Genomic DNA, 19,179 nt, shown 5'->3' on the forward strand with positions numbered 1-19,179 from the left:
CCGACATTCCTGGGGGGAAATTTGGCATCCGTGAAGTCTCTATCGCAGGCTGAAGTCAGTGTCATAAAGGGTATGCTGAACCTCAGCCCCCGGCCAACTGATCAGAAAATCCTGGCCTATTTCACCCATCCGGATCGAGACCTCAATCACCGCCTAATCGGGCAGATTCGCAAAGGCCATTGGTTTAGCGCGATCAGACCCGCATCTGAGACAGCGGTGCACGCCTTTATGCTCGCGTGCCAATTTGGCGTTTATCCTGACGCAACACTGTTCGAGCCGCCTGCTGGTGGTCCCTCTCTTGGAGGGCATGGCCCACGATATCTCTTGCTCGATTGGTGGCCCGTAGGCCAGGGCCTTTTCTCCTCAGGTGCAATTTTGGCGGACAACGGCCCCCGCTTCAATTGGGTCTATGACTGCGGAACGACATCAAAGGACAGCCTCTTGGCGGATGCCATTGCGTCCTGCAATTTCAGGCGTTCTGCACTGGGTTTCAACCGGCTCGATCTGGCCGTCCTCTCCCATTTCGACCGCGATCATATCAGCGGCTTTTCGCGCCTCGTGCAGACATCTCGAATTCGGATGATCTTGCTCCCCTATCTCACGCCGCTCCAGCGCCTTGTCTTGGCGCTTCAGCAAGGCGTATCAGCCGACGACGCCGAGTTTGGCTTCTACATTGACCCGGTTGGCTATCTCAGAGCCTTGGACGGTGGCGATATAGGCGAAATCGTGTTTGTACTGGCCTCCGGACCGGATGACGAACTGCCACCTCCGCCTATCGAACCGGGTCCAGATCTTGAGGGACCGGAAGAGCCCCCTATCAAGTTCCCCGAGGACACGCCACCGGAAGGGTCACAGGATGAGCTATTCTGCGCGCAAGACAATGCGAATGTGCGCTATCTGAAGCGAGGCGGAACGATATCAGTACCGTTCGATTGGGAGTTTCTTCCCTATAACGACCCGTCAATGCTGCCAAAAGCCACGAAAAGGTTCCAGTTAGCAGCGTCGAAGTTGGTACAAGATATCCTGACCGTACCGACGACACGCAGCGCCACGCTCGACAAGCTAAAGAAGCTTTACGATGCCCACTTTGGGAAATCATCAAAGAACCGGAATATTATCTCGCTTTTCCTTTATTCCGGCCCCGTCAATCAATCTGCGGTCCTGCTTTGGCACTCCTCCAATCGTCCGCTCGGCTCCCTCGCCGGAAGCACGCGCTTCTCGCAGATGTATACGGGCGACGGAACCCTCGGCGCAGGGAAACAATTCGCCGATTTTGAGAAGCATTATCGACCCGGAAGCCGACTTGCACGTGCTGGCATCCTCCAGGTCATGCATCACGGGGCCGAGGGTAACTGGCACTCAGGTTTGGGATCGCTTCTAAAACCGGAAGCGAGCATTTTCTCATCTGACCCAGACCACAAAGGCTACGCGCATCCGCACGCAGCTGTCCTCCGTGACTTCTGGTCCTTTCATCCGGTGCAGGTCGACGGATCTCAAGGATTGCATTTATTGGGTGCGTTTTAAGACTATGGCCAAAACTCAGTCGCCTGAAGCTATCCTGGAAGCGGTGTGCGCAACACGAACAATTCCCTCGTCCTGACTAGCCACTCTCAGACTACCCGCTCGCTTCACAACAACGTGCTGCTTTCCTCCTCCGCGAGGACTTCTTTCTGACCCAAAGTTCGGCGGTTCGTCCCATCGGGTCATCGACGCCTCATTACTCCTTTTTGCCGTCCGTAGATGGTTCAGGACGGACAAGGTCGTTGACCCACTCGCCAATCAAGACCTTCGATTCCAGAAACATTCCGCTGAATAGGAAAAGGGATGAAAACGGAATTCCTTCGATGCGGAGAAGATGCGTTCGAAAGGTAGCGTCATGAACGCGGCCATTCTGGAGGCTGCCGTCAAACCTCTTTTTCCGGTCCTCGTCCTCATAAACATTAATGGCTAAATCCAGATGCTGCATCTTCACTTCGCCAAGGGGCGTAAACGCTGGATCACGAGAATGCACTAGTTTGGCCAGTTTCTCGAAGTATCCGTCAATATTCATGCTGGGCCACCGAAATTTATATCTCAAATGTCTGTACGCGCTGGATTGTTAGAGCGACACTGTATCGCGATCAACCCAGGAGTATTACTCTGTAAGACAAGCCCACCGCCGCGCAGGGGCCTATCGATGTCGGCCGACCAAAGGAAAGACCACGGCCTTGCGCTTGCCGATCCTTCGAGGTGAGCAATTAGACCTTCGTTGAAGAAAGGCACGGGCCACCACATTGCAAACTGTCAGAAAGCTGCATATATTTCTGACAGGAGAAATAATATGCAACGACTGACAAGTCAGATCATGGCCTATGCCGAACAGCTGCCCGAGGGAACAGCGCTGTCCGCAAAGGCCCTCCTGCATTTGGGAAACCGTGCCGCGGTAGACCAGGCACTGTCGCGCCTATATGAACGCGGCGAGCTCGTCCGGGCCGGTCGTGGGATCTATCTCAAGGCGATCAAGAGCCGTTTCGGGAGCCGACCGCCGACGGTCGAGCAAGCCGTCGAAGCCGTTGCACACCAGCGTGGCGAGGTCATCGTTTCGAATGGTGCTGCGGCTGCAAACTCGCTGGGGCTGTCCACTCAGGTACCGATCCGGTCCGTCTATTTCACATCCGGCCGCAGCCGAACCATTACTGTCGGTAGCCAGACGGTCGAGTTGAAGCACGTGCCGCGCTGGCAGCTCGCCTTGGCGAACAAGCCTGCCGGCCTGGCTGTGCGCGCGCTGGCATGGCTTGGTCCGGAAAAGGCAGAAGAGGCACTTCCGAGCATCAAGCGGAAGCTTTCCGCCGAGGCATTCGGCGAACTCGTTGCCGCCGCCCCTCAGTTTCCCAGCTGGCTTGCCCGCAGTGTAGGAAAGGCCGCCTATGGCTGAGCAGTTTTTGAAGCTGTCCCTGGACGATCGAAGAGACGTTCTTGCGATCGCCGCAGAGAAAGCCGGGCGCCCGATCCATCTCCTGGAAAAGGACACGTGGGTCGTCTGGGCTCTGCAGACCCTTTATGGAACGGCGCTCGGTGACCACCTCGTCTTCAAAGGCGGCACGTCCCTCTCTAAAGCCTACAACGCCATCCGTAGGTTTTCGGAAGATGTCGACCTGACCTACGATATCCGCGAACTCGCTCATGATCTCGTCGGCGAGAACGAGCAGGCGTTGCCGGAAACCAGAAGCGAGGAAAAGCGCTGGTCGAGCGAAGTCCGCAAGCGTTTGCCGACCTGGGTATCGGAGACCGTGAGCCCGCTCATTGTCGATGCGATCGACGCCCAGTCGCTTCCAGCCACCGTCCGTGTCGACGGCGACAAGCTCTTCATCGACTACGAAGCAGTTGCTGGAGGATCCGGCTATGTCGCGCCGAGCGTCATCTTGGAGCTCGGGGCTCGGTCGACCGGAGAACCGGCAAGCGTTCGTGACATTTCATGCGACGCTGCTGGCCTTGTCGATGGTATCCAGTTTCCCACCGCAAGGCCGCGGGTCATGCATGCCGAACGCACGTTCTGGGAAAAGGCGACGGCAATCCACGTTTTCTGTCTGCAGGAACGGCTCCGCGGAGAGCGATTTTCACGACACTGGCACGATATCGTTCGTCTCGACGAAATAGGCATCGCCGACAGCGCAATCGCTGATCGCGAGCTGGCCAAGTCGGTGGCGCAGCACAAATCGATGTTCTTCGCTGAGAAGGCGGCTGACAAAACGCCGATCGACTACGAAGCAGCAGTGGGCGCTGGGCTTCAGCTGACGCCCTCCGGCGCAGGGAGGGCAGAACTCGAACAGGACTACGCCCGAATGCTGGATGACGGCCTCCTTCTCGATCAGGCCGAGACCTTCGACGAACTCCTCGCTCGATGCGCAAAAATCCAAGACAAGGCCAATGCCAGCGGCTGAGAAAAGCGCCCATGATCGCGGGAACCCAACTGAAATGACAATTCGCGCGATGGCCGATCCGTGATTTTCAACCGCTACACCACCTATCGGCCCGGCCTTTTCGCCCGTCTGCTTCCCTCCGGCAGGTGGAAGCTCCGGCTACCGACGGCGACCACGGCGTCCGTCGAGCTCCACACCGGAACGCGGGCCAAGCTACGCTGTCTGGACATTACCGCCATCGGGATCAAAAAGGCCCTGCTTTGGCACACGGTCGAAATCCGCACATGCAGTCATGTCGAAACTCTGTCGTGCCTCGGCGAGGACGCCGCTACTCGGCTCGCGACGGACCTTCACAGGTTCATCAATCGCTACCTGCTCGAACTGATCCGGTCGGATCAAGAGGTTTTGAAAGAGGTCGATGCGAAACTCGAGCCATTGATCGAGGGGAAGCGGCAATACCTCGCACAGGCAGATCTGGCGCAAGCCATCGCGAGTGTTTCTGGTCCGGCCGCCGCAGCACTCTCCCGTCCCTTGTTCGACGCCGACGGCTTAACCGCGGCCATGGAAGCCGATCTTCCACGGTCCCTGTTTTTCCTGACCGACCCCGACCGGCGCCATCAGTACAATAATGAATTTGTTGCGACCGAGATCACCAGATACGCCCCCTTCTTTGACGATCTCGATGGCCGATCATTGTCCGACCAACAGAGGGAGTCCTGTATTCGCCTTGAGGACAGCAATCTCCTCATCGCGTCCGCAGGGTCAGGCAAGTCGGCGACGATGGTCGGCAAGGTCGCTTATGTGCTGGACAAGGGACTGTATCAACCGGAGGAAATCCTTGTCCTCGCCTATAATCGGGCCGCAGCTGAAGAGCTGAGGGAACGAATTGCGCAGCAGCTTGGCGTCCAGCCAGCGGATCTGCAGTGCAAGGTCACGACGTTCCACGCTCTCGGTCGGGGTATCATCGAACTGGTGGAGGCCAGGCCACCGCAATTGGCGAATTGGGTGGACCACCCTACTGGCGAAGCACGGGTCATCGCAAAGATCATCGAAGACTTGATGCAATCGGACGCGGGCTTTGCCAAGGTCTGGATTGACCTTCTCGTGCTATATCCGCAAGCCGATATTCCAGCGTCCGTTTTTGACAGCGATGCGGACTACAACCGCTACATCTCGGCGCGCCGGCGTGGTGGCGACGCGTCTATCGGCGCATTTGGCGGGATCTATGTCAGATCTTTGCAAGAGCAGACGATAGCGAACTGGCTGTGGCTCAACACGGTCGAGTTCCAATACGAGCGCCAAATCGACACGGAAGACGAAGACGGGACGATCAGATATGTGCATCCCGACTTCTATTATCCGGCAAGCAACACCATCCATGAACATCTTGCCATCGATAGCGCCGGATCCTCGCCATTTGCCAACTATGTGGAACATGCCGATAGCAAGCTGGCGGCCTACAACCGCGCACAGCTTGACGTTTTCACGACGGAATCGGCCCAGGCAAACGACGGAACGCTTCTTCTTCAACTCGAGGCCGAGCTTGCAAAACGAGAAATTCAGTTCCATCAACGCAGCCTTGAGGAAATCCTGAAGGCGGTCGAACCGGTCGTTATCAAACACTTCCAGAAGCTGATCGCCATCTGCATCAAGCATATCCGTGCTGGCGATCTGACATTGGAAATGCTCTTGGTGCGCGCAAATTCCCTTCACGACAAGAAGCGTGCCAAGGCGTTCGCGCAGGCAATCTGGAAGATTACCGAGGCCTACTCGAAAAAACTAATTGATGACAAACGCATCGACTTTGATGCCATGATCGCCAACGCGACCCGTTTGGTGGAAGAGGCCCGGTATAAGAGCCCCTACTCCCTCATCCTCGTCGACGAATTCCAAGATATCTCAGATTCCCGCGCCAATCTGATTAAAGCACTGAAGCACCAGAAGCCATTCTCGAAGATCTTTGCGGTCGGAGACGACTGGCAATCGATTTATCGCTTTGCCGGCTCTGATATCAGCATATTCACGCAATTCGAGGAAAATTTCGGCGCAAGCTGGCAAGGCAGGCTCGAGACGACCTACCGATGCAATCAGGTGATCGCCGATGCTGCCGCAAACTTCATACAGCGAAACCCCGCTCAGCTGAGAAAGGCAGTTCGCTCGGCCAGACCGGCGATTGCGCGATCCATCAGAGCAATTCCGATAACGGGCGAGCAAGGCAAGCCCGACTTCGGTAAGGCCAGCCTGCGGCTCCTGGACCGGCTTGACCGGTTTCTCGGCGGGATCGCAAGCCAATGGCGCACGAGCAGCGCTGCCCGGCTGAAGGTCATGGTGCTTTGGCGGTATAACCTGCTTGATCCGTTTGCCGGCGGGCTCCCCCGGTTTGAAAACATCGAGGTATCGGGTTTGTCATTTCATCGCGCGAAGGGGCTGGAGGCGGATTACACAATCCTGCTAGATGTCAGCGAGGGTGAATATGGTGTTCCCAGCCGAATTGAAGATGACGAGCTTCTAAACCTCGTTATGCCGCAGCCAGAGACCTTCGAATACGCTGAGGAACGGCGTTTGTTTTACGTCGCCCTAACGCGGGCAAGCCGAGGTGTCTTCCTGCTGATGAACGATCGGCAGCCATCACGTTACATTCACGAGTTGGCAAACATCGCCGGTGGCAACTTCCGACTGGAGACAATTGACGGCGAGGCGCTGCCTCAATGTCCAACATGCCATGTCGGGCATGTCACCGAAAGAAAGAGCAAGACCGGAGACCGCTTTATGGGGTGCACGCAGTACCCAGATTGCAGTTACACAGCGCAACTTGGTGTGCGCTGAAGAACATCCGATCATCGTGGACAACCAAAAATGCTAGAACCGGCTCAAGAACTCCCACGGGTACCCTTGGAAACCGTGGACCCGATAGCGCGTAAGTGAATAGTCGTTGCGATTACGATGTCCCCGGGTAACGAGCGTTCGCCGTTTCGTCGCGGCGGTCGGCTGGGACTGGGATGACGGTCGACCGGAGTCGTTCCGGGCTCCGATGACCTCATAGTTGACTGAATTGTCCAGTGCGCGCCAGGCGGGCCGGCAAATTGCGGAAAAGATCACGGATCCCGGTGGTGTCCGCACATCACCAGAGCACCGGGAACTCCTCGAACCCGCCATTGATGATCTCCTTGCGCAACTTGGGTTCTTCCAGCGCCACGACCAGGCGCAGCGTGGGGAACCGCTGAAGATCGTACCGAACACCACCTTGACGGCGCGTCCGATGTGGAATTTCCGGGTCGTCGAAATGGCTTCGATCGAACAACTTCGCCGGTAGCCGATCAGCACCTTGCTCTCCGCGGGAATATGCACGCCCGCGATGGTCGCGGCCGCCCCTTGGATAGCGCACGATGCCATCCCAGCCCGCGCCCCGGCCAACGCCTTGTCCACCAGGGATGGATCGCCGACCAGGGTTCGGCTTAAGAGAGCGCGCGTATTCGTCCGGTCATCGCAGGCGCTCGGGCTGCTTCAGGTTCCGCAACCAGCAATCGGTTAATGATACTAGTGGATATACAACTAAAAGTGCAGAAAAGGTCCGACCCTACTCTCGACTAAGAGACGCATCAGCGGTTAAACATCCATCGGGTGGAAGCAAATTTCGCACGGCAAAGCCGCTTTACTTCAGCGGAGTGAACACCTGTTGCCGTTCAGGGGGGTCTTATGAAATTAATCTATTCGCTCTTTCTTGCCTTTACGCTATCAGCAAGTTCGGCTACCGCACACGGCGGCGGAACTGACGGGAACGGGTGCCATACCAATCACAAGACCGGGGGCTACCATTGCCATTGAGAACTCTTGCACTGATTGGAATGTTTTTCGCCTCGAGCAATATTTGCCTTGGCTGGGATGGCGTCGATAACGAAACGGGGGCCTCAGTCGAGATCGGTAAAGGTAATCTTGTTAGATCCGGCCAGACTATTGAGATCTACGACCACGGGTCCGGTGAATACCGCGACGTTGACGTCCAAAGCATTCAACGTTCCGGTGGATCCGTTGAAGTGGAAGTCTACGACAGTGAGAGCGGCGAATATCGCACTCTCGAGATGGATGATTGAAGCCATGAGCAGGCGTCATGGTGGCGCCTGCTTCATATTGTTGCACAGCGTTGAATCAAGTTTTCAAAGGCGCGGTCAGAAATTGACGATCGGCTCCCAACCCCGGTGCAAAAATCGCGGAGATAGTTGCGCTACGTAGCTCCTGCACGCTTGCTTGCGGGGTATGGGTTGCTTGTCACACCGAAAACCAGAGTAATCCATGTCTATTGGTATCCTCACGCCGACTGGTGAATGCAGCATCGAGCCTGCTCCTGGAAGGCCTATCATCCTCCTCGGACCTAACGGTACTGGAAAGAGTCGCCTTGGCATCCACATCGATAATCTTGAGGAGACAGGAGCCTCTTATCGTATCGGGGCACAACGCTCACTTGAGCTCCCGGATGAAGTTTTTTCGGAAAGGTACGAACGAGCCATCGGCTTGCTTCGCCGTGACAGCCGGCGCGTCCAGGCCTCGCCGGGATCAATGGAGCATAATTACGATGAAGTACTTGTCGCCCTCTTTGCCGAACGCCTCCGGGCACTGGAACTTGCGCACGAAAAATCGAAGGGGCGGAAAAATTCCATTCGACCGGTTACCGTGATCGACAGACTTCAAGAGCTTTGGCATGAGTTGATCCCCAGCCAAAGCCTTCTGTTTTCGGAAGCCACCGTCCGGGCGGTCAGGCTCGATGGCGATGGCGAGTCATACGAAGCGTCCGCGATGAGCGATGGAGAGAGGCTTGTTCTCTATATTCTCGGTCAGGTCCTACTGATCGAGACCGATAGCCTTCTGATTGTTGACGAACCCGAACTGCACATGAACCGCTCGCTGCTTGTGCGGTTATGGGACCTTGTCGAGCGCGCCCGACCGGACTGCTCTTTTCTCTATGTGACACATGACATCGATTTCGCGGCGTCCCGTCGCAGCGCTCAACTATATGCCGTTCTAAACTATGTGCCGGCGACCTATAAGGAGGTGCTTGTTCGCACACGAACTCGGCTTGAGGAGGACACGCCGGCAATGTGGACGATCGAGCCCGTGCCCTCGGCGACTGAGCTCCCGCGCGATCTTCTTGTGCGGATGGTCGGAAGCCGCAAACCAATCCTGTTTGTTGAAGGGAAACAAGGCGGCCTGGACGAGACGATCTATAGGGCGATCTATGGCAATTTCACCGTCATCCCGTCCGGATCTTGCGGCCAGGTGATCCAGTTTGTCCGCAGCTTCCGCAAGCAGGAGGAGTTGCATTGGCTGCATTGTGCCGGTTTGGTGGATCGCGACAATCGCGATCCAGCGGCGGACGGTGCTCTTGAGGAGGGGATTTTTACACTTCCCGTTCACGAGGTCGAAAACTTGCTTCTCGCGCCCGAAGTTTTCTTTGCGTTGGCCGAGGAACTCAAGCTCGACAAACGTGAGGCGACGCGCCGCTTTGACACGCTGACGAGTGACGTCTTTGAAGCGGCAGGACGCGACGCGGACCGCGTTAGCCTGAGACACACCAGCAATGTTATCTGGCAATCCGGTAAATCAGTCGGCGCGAAAGCCAAGAACATCAATGAGTTGTCGCGCATTTACGCTGAGCTTACGGCTAAAACCGACCCCTCCTCGATCTATTCTGATTTTCACTCAAAATATCAGGGCGTCTTGGCAGCGCGGGACTTCGAGCAACTTCTCCTTCTATACGACAACAAGAACAAGCTTTTGGACATGCTCGGGAAAGCATTGGACCTGCAAGGCAGAAGCGCGCTCGAAAATCTCGTGTCTCGGCTTCTTGTATCGCCAACCGCGAGCCCACTGACTGGCGCTCTCGTGCAACGACTTCCGGTAATTGATACTGGTACGTACTGACACGCAGGCAACTTCCGTGAACCCCTCGTACGCGGCTCCTGCTTGCTTCAGAAGCTCTGGGGCCATGACATCTCCATGCTACCCTCGACCTCCGATCGATCTTCGCCTCCGCCCATGCTAACGCCGAAACGCGCAAGAGGTGCGGCAGCGTCGCCGATCGGTTGGTTGCAAAAGCCCTATCCGGTTGACGCTTTGATCGATCTGGCCGGGTGGCATCTGGCTTCATCGTCGTCATCGGACGACCTCCAAAAGGAACGGAAGTTAGCGCGCTCCTATGGGATCCGAACTTTGAAGCCGAAGGGGATTTCGAACGACGAGTTCGACGCCGACCACGTTCTGATCGCTTCCCTTACTTGGTGGCTTCCTGTCGGACGATCGGCGTGCGCAACGCTTCTGGGCAGATCTGCAGAAACTTGTCGATCCAGATGAGGACGTGCTTCTGAATGCACTCGGCACTTATGACGCTGGCCGCGGTGCCGCGTGATCAGGCTTTACAGCCCTTGGTGATGCCAACGTCGGTTGCGGCCTTGACTTTCGGTTGCATTCTGGGGAATGGGCTTTGGTGCAGACGGGCCGGCGACGAAGCCGTGCCGTGCAAGCTGCGGAGACCGTCGGTCGACAGTGCCCGGCCGGATGACTGCGCCGCAATGCGCCGGCAAGTGCGGAGCACGTTGTCAGCCTTTGGTGAGGTCATGGGTGTCAATCGGCGCGGCATAGGACGGCTGGTGAGCAGTACGAAATCGAGCGGCTACAACGTCTTCAGATATTCAACCAAGGCCCAACGATCTGCATCCGATAGCGAACCTGCTCCGTACTCATGACCCACATTGCTGTTTCCATCGATGGGGACGCCATCTTCGTCAACAGTATTGAATTCAAAATTCATGGCACCTAATGGCTGCAGAGGCGGAGCATAACCGACACGGACCGGATCATACTCGCGATTTCCTGTCGCGAACCTCGGAGGACGTTTGTTGGCAGGAAGGAGAAGATCGTAAAGCGTCGGAACCGATCCGTTGTGTAGATAGGGTGCTGTCGCCCAGATGCCATCGAGCGGGCGAGCCTTATAAGCTAAGAGATCGTTCTTCGTGGTCTTGCAGAGTTGGCGCCGCTGGTCCCGAGGGTCCAAAACGGTCTGCATCCAAGACTTGTCTGTAATCACCGGCGGCCCGCCATCGCCGAAGATTTTTCCCGCGGCAACGCCGACAAGCTCGGGCTTTCGCCCGAGCATCACGCCAACAACTGTCTGCGCGAGCAGACCGCGGATTGAGACGAATGTTTCCTGCCGCTTATCGCCGTCCGCCAGTTTCCCAGCCGGTGCCAGGTAGGTAAACGCATTGCAGGCCATCCAGATATCCGTCAGTTCGTTCGCCGGCATACCGACGAACTTGTGCATCGTCTCGGTATCTGTGGTTTCATGGGTGGGCTTATGGCAATTGGTAGCGCACTTCATCCCGAAGAGCTCGGCACCACGAGATGCCTTCGATTGATCAATCGGCGGAAATGAGATCGGCCATCTGGGTGCCTGAAGCTTCTCAAGGGTTGTTTCCATCCGATCGAGATTTGCGAGGTCGACGCTTGAACGGAAACCCTCAAATGAGCCGAGGAGACCGTTCTGGGGAGTTACGACAACCTCACCAAAGACACCGAGAACCTCACCGGTGTTCCTGCCCATGGCCCCGTAGTCCAGATGTCCGACGCCGAGCTGAACCTTGGTGTTTTCTGCAATTCCATTCCATTGCACATGTTTCTGTCGGTGAATGTTCCAAAGGAAAGGAAAGCTCACCGGAGCGTCGGCAGGATTGTTCGTAAATTTCTCCGAACCGGCAAACATCGCCACTTTGTTGTAGATATGGCCGAATGCATCGACGCGTCCGTAACCGTATCTGAGCGGCGTGGCATTCAGGCGTGCCGTTTCGTCCTGCCACTCGATCAATTTGTCGAGCGCAGCCACAAGCAGATGCCGATTTTTCGCGCTGTTTCGACCGGCCAGAACTTTCCGGGAAAACCGCTTCAATTTCTCCGGTTCGCTTTTCGTTGCGATCAGTGCTTTGTCCAGCGCTTCGATGAATGACTGGAAATCTGTCAAACTGGGACCGCCGTCGATGCGAAGGCTGTTACCCTGATAGGCGATCTCAGCGGTGTGACAGGCGGAACAGTTGAGTCCAACCCAGGGCTCTGCGTGACTGCCGCCTTGTTGCGTCTGATACCACCGAAGCTTGGTCGCGACCAAATTGGCATCCGGCTGCTTGTCAACGGCAAATCCGATCGGCCGGCGGAAGGACGATCCGCTCGGGGGCGCGAGATAGCCGAAAGAACTGAGGTATCCGATGTCAGCGAACGGTTTGTCGTTGTCGGGCTGCTCCAATGACTCGAACCATTTCAGCGGCAGCAGTCGGGACCCTTGGCTGCCCCAATACCAGCCCTGTCGCTGGGTGGTTGTCCACCCTTGGACCTCGTCAGCAGTATTTCCCCCAACGGGCTTCAAATAGGCCGATAGCGCAATAGCCGTGCCGACAATCAAATTAAGGATTGTGTTCGCCCGAAATCCCATCCGTCCCCTCCTGGATAGTTCGAAATTGTCGCGGAGGTTGCATGCCTCCTTCGATCAAAGCAAGTAACCAAGTATCTTTGTTGCGAATAAACCGAATAAAGCAGAAGAAACTGCGCACCGATGAATAACGTCGAATTCAATGGCAACTTGCACTTTCATTTCGACGCTCCGAACTTGGGTCCCTCCCCGAGTTTTGTTGAAAATTTGCAACTCAGGCTAAGAAGGAAACCAGCGGGGATACGCTAGGCATTCGTCGGACAGGCCGGTGCCTGAGAATATTTCCTGTAGGTATCCGCCCGTTGTCGCGAAGGCGGCTCGACACCTGTAGTACGGGCCGACAACGTGATCGCCGTAATCGTGTTCTCGACAACCATGTGGAGCGTCTCGAAGAACGATCGGCGCAGCTTCTCCATCTCCTCCGCCGCCGGCTTGCGGCCGCAGGCGGCAATCTGCTTCAGCGCCTCTTCCTGTCCCTTGAACATCAACGGCATGTTATTGCCGTTGACCTGGCTGGCGCCCACGGTCCCATGCCTGCCGGGCGTGGCGCCATGAAAACGAAACCATAATCCGGGTTCAGAAGCTCGGGTCGATCTCGTCGCGGATGCATTTGTAGACTTTCTCGGAGCCCCCAAAACGCGCCAAAGCACTTTCGCCCGCTTCTGCAATCCGCGCTCCCGTTATCGGCCTATCGAGAACGAGATCGTTTCCAGGGAAGAGCAGAAGTGCTGTTCGTCCGGCCTGGAAACGGTCTATAGCGTCCTGACGGTGCCGCGGTTGATCATTGTCAGCCAGTCCATTGAGCTTGCGGTTCATTGCAATGTTGGCTTCGCCGATTTCCTTAACGGGACCGTAGTCACCCACGATCCCAAAAACCGTTCTCGTCGTCGCGCTCCGCGAGAAACCCACCACGAGACTACGCTTGACTACGCCGTTGGTGGTAAATTCAGACGGCGTGGAGCTAGTTTGTTTTGGCAGGACAATCGCCGGAGCGGACAAGGCGTCAATCCATTTCGATTGGTCGCAGTCACCCACCCGGTTCCAGCCACCCGCGACCGCGACATCCGCAGTCATCGACACAAGATAGCCATCCGGCGTTGTGCAGGGCTTCTGGGTCACCGAATTCTTCTCGATAATATCCGGGCTGAGAACCTGCCAAGTTTTATTAACAGGGAACCCAGAGTCACGGACTGCACCGAAATCCGAGACGGGCCTGTCGGAGTTATTGAAGGCGTTCCGGATATTGTTGATGGCACAGGGGGTCGCGGACGGATCGGAGGCGCAGCGTCGTCCAGTCGCATCATCAACGTGATACGATATCTTCGTCCCGTCAGTGTTGACCTTCAATGACGTGACCAGGAGAAGCGGCCGGATGCCGTTGAGTTGGGAGACAGCATTGCCGCGATAGACCTTTACAACGCTCGATCCACCTTCGTCAGGTCGCGTGAAACTTAGCTGAAACCCGCAGTCGGCAGAATAGGCATCTAAGCCCGACGACAGCATGAATAGGGAAAGCAACGCCGCACGACAAAATATCTGGTTAGACATCCCTAATATCCCTTAGGTTCGTGGTCAATCGACATGGTTTAGTTGCAAATTCACCGCATCCGCCCAGCCTGTTGATGGCGCACGATTACAAGCCCGCCAGACATTTCAGCCAATGGCGCAGGCCATCGATGCGGTTTCTCCTCGCGTCCAAGGCATTCTACGCATCTTTGGTTCGCCAAATCGAGGCGCTGCTTATTGAACCCTTCCGAACTTTTTGGCAGAGGCCGAAGCTAGTGCCTGAGATGCGGTGATCTCAAGCCACCGGAGTGATTTCCTCCATCTTTGCGAGGTATTTTTGAGCTATTTTGATCGCTGCGCTTTTGTCAGGATGGAGCTCGTCATGCCAATGCCCGGTGCAGCACCCCCTGGCGTTGATCAGATGGACGCCGCTTTCCCGACGATCAAAATCCGCCAGGAGTCCGTAAAACTCGTCAACGACGACGCGGATGATTGCGGCCGCGATTGGATCACTCGCGTTATAGCCGAGCGCGCTGAACGGCGTACCCATCCACGGGCCACCAGGGCGAGGTATGGCATGGTCATAGCCGTGTAGCAGAATTTGAGTGTTTCCGCTCCATGCCTGGACGTTGTCGATGATCCGCTGATAACCGGCAGCAACTTCAGCAAAAATTGCCCTCAGATTATCCTTGCGAACATACGCCCAGGGATCGCTGGCACCGCCGCCTGCCGAAAATGGTTTTACGAAACGCGCCAAGCTCCGCCCGCCGAGAAAATCGTTGCCTCCGCCGGAGAGTATGAAAAAACCGAAAATCCCGCTCTGTATTGGAGCCTTATATTGCTCCTTCGCGACAATGTCCGAGAACTCATCGCCCGGCCATCCGATGTTGTTTACGAAGCAACGACGGTCACCCTCGATGATATCGACGAAACTCTCGTTGAATCCTTTGACCTTCGAGATTGGCCAGAGGATATTCACCCAAGAGTCCCCTTCAGCACAAATCTTGTAAGGTCGCGTCAGACGCGCTTGTAGTTCGTGATCAACGGAAGGGGACGGGCCTGGAAATGGTGGGTAAGGTTGCCTAAGAGCTTGATACTCGGCTTCGGTCAGCGCGGTGCCGTCACTTCTCTTTACTTCAAAGACGAGACTGTCGCTTCGTTTCTCAAGCTCGATGTCATCCAGAACCAGAGGCACATCCATCCTGTTCTCAGCTCCTTGTTCGAGAAAAAAGCGATCAACTTTTAGGCGGGCATTTAGCGAGAGCCATTGTCAGCTTTAGCATTGGCGCGGCCGCGTCTCCGGGAACCCCGGATGAAACCATGCACTTAACTGCTTCCACGCCGGTGTACCCGGGTCGGATCAGGCCGAAGAGGACGTGAGCAGAAGCACAATATGGCGAGGCCATGGAAGTCCCACTCATCTTTCCATAGGAGGAGTTTGAAGGGCTGCTCTGTCCGTCAAAGGCCAGCGAACTCATCACGTCGACACCGGGGCAGGAAATGTCGGCATCGACATTCGAGAAGTTTGCGCGCTTACCTGCCGCGTCGTGTGCGGCAACTATAACTCCGTTTTCTATGCCTTTGTCTCGGGCCGCCAATGCCGCCCAATTGAACGGGCTGGCATACTTTGAGCTGATTGGCGTCTCACCTTTTTTGCTGTCATTGCCGGCAGCGGAAAAAATTACTTTCCCATCTTTGTTAGCTGCCTCGAGGATAGACACAAGGATTACGCCTTGGGATTCCACTAACGAACGCCACGCGCTTGATTCAGGCAGATCGGGATTGATCCCGAAGTTACTGCGCCAATTATACCCCAGGCTGACGTTGTAGGTGGAAACGTCGTCTTCGCCACCGACGAAGTTGTTGAGGGTCGCGAGTATTTGGCTGAAGAGAACGACAAAGCGCAATTCGGGCGTCTGGGCTCCGGACTGGAAGAAGACGTCGCCGGAGCGTGCACGGACAAAACAATTGGGTAGGACGCCCTCGATGCCTTTCGAATTGTGCAATCCACATGCAATTCCCGCGACATGGTTGCCGTGATTGTCAGCATGAGTGTCCGTGGGGAACCCGAGGAACGATAGGTCTTCATGTCGCGAAAATCCGACATCCATCACGCCGAATATGATCCCGTCATTGGCTCCTGGCATAGACCAAAGCTTGTCTGCCTCGATATCCTTGACGCCCCAGTCAATCGTTGACGCCAACGCCGCACCAGATGCGCCGGTTATTATTTCGGTGGGCTCGATCATATTCCGCACATCGAGCTCGTCCTCATGAGCCGTTTTGTCTGATAGGAAAACGTCCGGCGTCGCGCTGAGGACGCGGGGGTCCTTTTTGAAGCTGTCGATTGCTTGGTTCATGCCTCTGAGAATGGACTCATTCGCGCTCTTGTCCGTAATTTCACTGTGAAAATATTTGGAAATATCGGTTATGACCTGGACTGCGCCAATATTTTCGAATTTTTGAATGACTGGGAGATTGTTGGACTTTAGATAGTCATCGACTTGAGCGGGCGTGACGTCAGAGTCGAATTGGATGATCATCGAATTTGGCACGACGAATGGTACTGTCTTTTGCTGACCATCGTTCATTTCAAGCTTCTGCTGTCCAGCAGCGTTCAGATTGTTCTGATCCACCACAAGATCGCGGAACAACGGCTTCTCCGACGCCCAAACCTTGGCACCCACTTCAGGCAGGCTACGAATGAGATCGTTTGTCGCCTGGCTTGGAAGCGTTGTCGCTTTCGAAAGTGCGTCCTGCGCGCTTGCAATTCCAGGCGCGATCAACTGAGCCGTCGCCGATATGATGACAAAGGCGCCGCTCAAGCGAAGCGCGATCATTTTCCCCTCCAATGTACATTTAGCGCCTGGGCACCTGCTGATCAGGCTGATCCACCATCCAGATAGACAGGGATGGGATAGAAATGGACTTTGAGCCTCTTCATGTCGCGATAGCGGGCTACCCATTTCTTTAATGTGAAGTTTTGCTTCCAGAGCGCCGCTGCGCTTGAGTTCGAGTAAATTAGCCTGCTGTCGTCACCGGTGGGGGGCCCAAGAATACCCACGTGACCAATGTTCGACCCCTCAGTCGGCGATATGATAATCCCGCCGGCAGGAACGTCACGTTCGCTGATGTTCGAGCCAAAGCATCGCCGTAGTTCCGGGTCAAAAACAGCGGTGCCGTCGGTGCGCGTAATCCATCGACCGAGGGCGTTCTTCGCGATGTGCCTCACTGCCCAAACGCAGGCGAGGTTTCCGCCGTCTGGTCCTGTTGCCGAAGAAAATCGGTCGACGGATTCCAGCGACTCGTTATGCACCGCCTTGATATCACCTGAATCACTAACCTCACAGCGGAGCGCCGCAGCCGGAGAGAACGTATCAATTCGTGGACCGATGACGACCGCATTATCGGATTCCTTTAACACCAGGCCCTGGTTGGTTATCTCGAAAAGCAGCTGGCCGGAATCCACTTCGCCGACCTGCGTAACGATGAGATATTCTCGACCACCTGAGTTCATCTCACTGGCCGATAGTGTGTAAGAATCCGTTTTATCGATGAAATTACCGACTTCTGGGTATTGATCAAGAATGCCCATGATTGCCCCCTGTCGTTGAACCCACGGCGGCAAGAATACATCTTAAACGGTACTTAACAAGGTTTATTAACTAGCGCCGAAATTGCATTTTATTGCAAACATAGTGAGATCGGTAACAAAATCCCCGTATTGGCCACTTCAGTATCGAGGTGTTGATGCAAGTATCGAAAGTGATTGCTTTGCTGAAACAACGATGAAGAAGAGGCCGCGGTTGGTAACTACAGATGCGGCGTCACAGAGCTATCAATTTGGAAACCATCTCGTGCTCCGCAAATACAATTTTGGCGAGCTTCAAATTGCCGGATCTAGGGACATCAAGTGCCGATTTCCGATGAAGCCTGCCTTTGTCCCAAGATGATCGCGCCCCCGGCTTCACGGATGATCTCTGACTTTCCATCCGGCTTTGGACCCCTCACCTGGCCGGCCGAGCCAGTGAGCGGGCGATATCGACGATGTCGTCGCGCGAGGCGGTTGGGTCTTCCTTGTTCCAGGCGACACCGAGCCCGATCCTGAAGTCGATGCCCCTGACCGCCTTCAGCTCGAAGGCCCGGTTCGGCAGGCCCTCGGTCCATTCCGGCGCAAAGCCGATGCCAAGGCCTGCCGAGACCAGCGACACCAGCGAATAGGTGTCGTCGCAGCTATAGGCGATGTTGCCGGTCAGATCGTATTCCTCGAACTTCTCGTTGAAGTACCGCTCGGTGTAGGAGAGGTTCTTGCGGTTGAAGGCGATGATCCTTTCCGAGCGCAGATCGTCGATGGCGATCTCCGCCTGCTCCGCCAGCCGGTTGGTCCGGGAAACGGCCAGCAGATAGCGCTCATGGGCGATCGAGGAGAAGCGCAAGGAGCCGATGTTTTCCACCGGGCGGATGAAGCCGAGATTGATCTGGCCGTTCTCCAGGCCGCGGATGATGTCGCCGGTATTGCCGCTTGATATATGGATGCGGATATCCGGGTACTTGCGGGCGATCTTTGCCAGAAACGCCGGCAGCACGCCGGTGGTCGCCGGATAGACGGTGCCGATCCTGATCTGCCGGATCGTCTTGCCGGCCACCGCCCTGGTGATCTCCGCCGACAGATCGACCTCGCTCAGGATCCCGACGCAGCGCTCGTGGAAGATCTCTCCTGCCCTTGTGAGTTCCACCCGCCTGGTCGAGCGGATGAACAGCGCACAGCCGAGCTCCCGCTCCAGCGCCTGCACGTGGTTCGACAGCGCCGGCTGGGCGATGCGCACCTTGGCTGCCGCCCGGCCGAAGTGCAGTTCCTCGGCCACCGCCACGAAGTAGGAGAGCTGGCGTAGTTCCATGAGTGGGTTCCTCGATCGACGTGAGGATTAAGCAGTTTATCTGAATTTAAGATAACTGGAAATCAGATATAATCAAACACCCCATCTTAAGCAAGGTGGGTGAACGTGGCGAAGACGCTCGGCACGGAAAGGCATAGAGCGCTGATAGCGCTCCTGGTCGAGAAGCGAGAGGCATCGGGTCTCACGCAGACGGAGCTTGCCGACAGACTTGGGGAGTATCAGTCCTTTGTTGCTCGACTGGAGAGCGGACAGCGCCGGGTCGATGTCGTCGAGTTTCTCGAGCTGGCGAGGATACTAAACTTTGACCCATTGGACGCCCTGCGCCGACTTGCTAAGGAGTAGGCCGCTGAATTCTACTCCGCGAGCACTTGTCTAGGACGATTTGCCAGCTGAACCGCGACTCATTGCG

The 19,179-nt window shown here is 56.1% G+C and carries 16 protein-coding genes and 1 pseudogene; 8 read left to right on the plus strand and 9 right to left on the minus strand.

The genetic code is table 11. The features are described 5' to 3' along the window. Positions 1-1,524: hypothetical protein (locus RWK44_RS29145; RefSeq protein ID WP_316029805.1), on the plus strand; the 1,524-nt coding region annotated here is incomplete at its 5' end. 193 nt (positions 1,525-1,717) lie between these two features. On the opposite strand, the gene RWK44_RS29150 is transcribed toward RWK44_RS29145, so the two are convergent. Continuing rightward, on the minus strand, positions 1,718-2,050 hold the full coding sequence (locus tag RWK44_RS29150) for a hypothetical protein (protein WP_127431510.1): 333 nt from the start codon (positions 2,048-2,050) through the stop codon (positions 1,718-1,720). A 270-nt stretch (positions 2,051-2,320) separates the two neighbouring features. Here RWK44_RS29150 and RWK44_RS29155 point away from each other — a divergent pair, with 270 nt between their 5' ends. Genes RWK44_RS29155 through RWK44_RS29165 form a run of 3 tightly spaced genes read left to right on the plus strand, consistent with a single transcriptional unit; the run spans position 2,321 to position 6,725 of the window. Continuing rightward, on the plus strand, positions 2,321-2,914 hold the full coding sequence (locus tag RWK44_RS29155) for a DUF6088 family protein (protein WP_127431509.1): 594 nt from the start codon (positions 2,321-2,323) through the stop codon (positions 2,912-2,914). Continuing rightward, positions 2,907-3,920 carry a nucleotidyl transferase AbiEii/AbiGii toxin family protein gene (locus RWK44_RS29160; RefSeq protein WP_127431508.1) on the plus strand — a complete coding sequence of 338 codons (1,014 nt, stop codon included), beginning with the start codon at positions 2,907-2,909 and terminating at the stop codon, positions 3,918-3,920. Before RWK44_RS29155 ends, RWK44_RS29160 begins: the two co-directional genes overlap by 8 nt. Before the next feature lie 60 nt (positions 3,921-3,980). Next, complete coding sequence (locus RWK44_RS29165; protein WP_316029806.1) at positions 3,981-6,725, plus strand: UvrD-helicase domain-containing protein; 2,745 nt, start codon at positions 3,981-3,983, stop codon at positions 6,723-6,725. 295 nt (positions 6,726-7,020) lie between these two features. Here RWK44_RS29165 and RWK44_RS29170 read toward each other — a convergent pair. Further along, a pseudogene (locus tag RWK44_RS29170) lies at positions 7,021-7,346 on the minus strand (cytochrome P450); the annotation flags it as partial. A 249-nt stretch (positions 7,347-7,595) separates the two neighbouring features. Here RWK44_RS29170 and RWK44_RS29175 point away from each other — a divergent pair. The 3 genes from RWK44_RS29175 to RWK44_RS29185 all read left to right on the plus strand — a co-directional run bounded on the left by RWK44_RS29175 (position 7,596) and on the right by RWK44_RS29185 (position 9,815). Further along, complete coding sequence (locus RWK44_RS29175; RefSeq protein WP_127431506.1) at positions 7,596-7,724, plus strand: YHYH domain-containing protein; 129 nt, start codon at positions 7,596-7,598, stop codon at positions 7,722-7,724. Continuing rightward, positions 7,715-7,990 (plus strand): DUF5334 family protein, encoded by a 276-nt coding sequence (locus tag RWK44_RS29180; protein WP_244604864.1) that lies wholly within the window; start codon positions 7,715-7,717, stop codon positions 7,988-7,990. The genes RWK44_RS29175 and RWK44_RS29180 overlap by 10 nt, the downstream gene beginning before the upstream one ends. 199 nt (positions 7,991-8,189) lie before the next feature. Then, positions 8,190-9,815 (plus strand): DUF4435 domain-containing protein, encoded by a 1,626-nt coding sequence (locus RWK44_RS29185; RefSeq protein WP_222008614.1) that lies wholly within the window; start codon positions 8,190-8,192, stop codon positions 9,813-9,815. A 748-nt stretch (positions 9,816-10,563) separates the two neighbouring features. Here RWK44_RS29185 and RWK44_RS29190 read toward each other — a convergent pair. The 7 genes from RWK44_RS29190 to RWK44_RS29220 form a co-directional block, all read right to left on the minus strand. Next, positions 10,564-12,369 (minus strand): di-heme-cytochrome C peroxidase, encoded by a 1,806-nt coding sequence (locus RWK44_RS29190; protein ID WP_316029807.1) that lies wholly within the window; start codon positions 12,367-12,369, stop codon positions 10,564-10,566. Positions 12,370-12,611: 242 nt separating this feature from the next. Beyond that, positions 12,612-12,890 carry a hypothetical protein gene (locus RWK44_RS29195; RefSeq protein ID WP_316029808.1) on the minus strand — a complete coding sequence of 93 codons (279 nt, stop codon included), beginning with the start codon at positions 12,888-12,890 and terminating at the stop codon, positions 12,612-12,614. Between the two features lie 52 nt (positions 12,891-12,942). Continuing rightward, entirely contained in the window at positions 12,943-13,914 is a 972-nt protein-coding gene (locus RWK44_RS29200) for a hypothetical protein (protein WP_316029809.1), read from the minus strand. Positions 13,915-14,167: 253 nt separating this feature from the next. Continuing rightward, entirely contained in the window at positions 14,168-15,073 is a 906-nt protein-coding gene (locus tag RWK44_RS29205) for a hypothetical protein (RefSeq protein WP_316029810.1), read from the minus strand. A 34-nt stretch (positions 15,074-15,107) separates the two neighbouring features. After that, positions 15,108-16,712: a S8 family peptidase gene (locus RWK44_RS29210; protein WP_316029811.1), complete on the minus strand. Its 1,605-nt coding sequence runs from the start codon at positions 16,710-16,712 to the stop codon at positions 15,108-15,110. Positions 16,713-16,753: 41 nt separating this feature from the next. Then, positions 16,754-17,467: a hypothetical protein gene (locus tag RWK44_RS29215; RefSeq protein ID WP_132614697.1), complete on the minus strand. Its 714-nt coding sequence runs from the start codon at positions 17,465-17,467 to the stop codon at positions 16,754-16,756. A 412-nt stretch (positions 17,468-17,879) separates the two neighbouring features. Further along, complete coding sequence (locus tag RWK44_RS29220) at positions 17,880-18,770, minus strand: LysR family transcriptional regulator (RefSeq protein ID WP_316029812.1); 891 nt, start codon at positions 18,768-18,770, stop codon at positions 17,880-17,882. A 99-nt stretch (positions 18,771-18,869) separates the two neighbouring features. Between RWK44_RS29220 and RWK44_RS29225 the strand changes: the two genes are divergently transcribed. Further along, the gene (locus tag RWK44_RS29225) at positions 18,870-19,112 is read left to right on the plus strand and encodes a helix-turn-helix domain-containing protein (RefSeq protein WP_132614701.1); all 243 of its coding nucleotides are present in this window, start codon (positions 18,870-18,872) and stop codon (positions 19,110-19,112) included. Positions 19,113-19,179 lie beyond the last annotated feature (67 nt).

The sequence above is a fragment of the Rhizobium sp. 25PS6 genome (assembly GCF_032464655.1).
Classification (GTDB): Bacteria; Pseudomonadota; Alphaproteobacteria; order Rhizobiales; family Rhizobiaceae; genus Rhizobium; species Rhizobium laguerreae.